Below are 523 nucleotides of genomic sequence, written 5' to 3'. Positions count from 1 at the left end.
GACGCATCGCGTCTGGCGCAAGGTCACACACGTGCTGACGGTGCAATACGACCGGGTGATGTATCTGCTGGAAGACACGCCCGCCAATCGCCTGTTGATTCACCAGCAGGTCGAGGTGGTCGAATATCCGGACGGGCTGATCGAGGTGCAGGCGGACGGCCTGGCGCTTACCTGCGCCACGTATGACCGCATTGCCCGGGTCGAACAGGGTGCAGAAGTCGAGAACAAGCGTCTGGCACCCGCGCTGGAAGCGGCTCGGCTGTTGCAGGCCAAACGCGATGATCGCCGGGCTTGTGATGCGCCGTCGCGCACGCATCGCGCAGAGCAGGTTCGAGCCAAGAAGGCACTCGAAGGACTGAAGAAGCAGCGCGCACTGAGCATCGCCGACATGAACGAAGCGATTCTCGAAGTCAGCGCAAAAACAATGCGGGAGCGGGGGGCGGCTGCGCCGCCCCAACCCCAAAAACTAAAGAAAGCTAGCAAAACATCCGTTCAAAACCCGACATCTCTATTTAGCCGGCGG

The 523-nt window shown here is 61.0% G+C and carries 1 pseudogene; it reads left to right on the top strand.

The features are described from left to right. Nucleotides 1–31: 31 nt before the first annotated feature. Nucleotides 32–523, top strand: a pseudogene (locus AWB74_RS45275) (ISNCY family transposase); the annotation flags it as partial.

The sequence above is a fragment of the Caballeronia arvi genome, assembly GCF_001544695.2.
GTDB classification, from domain to species: Bacteria; Pseudomonadota; Gammaproteobacteria; order Burkholderiales; family Burkholderiaceae; genus Caballeronia; species Caballeronia arvi.
The sequence above is the reverse complement of the archived record's forward strand: the minus strand, read 5'-3'. Positions and strand labels throughout refer to the sequence as shown.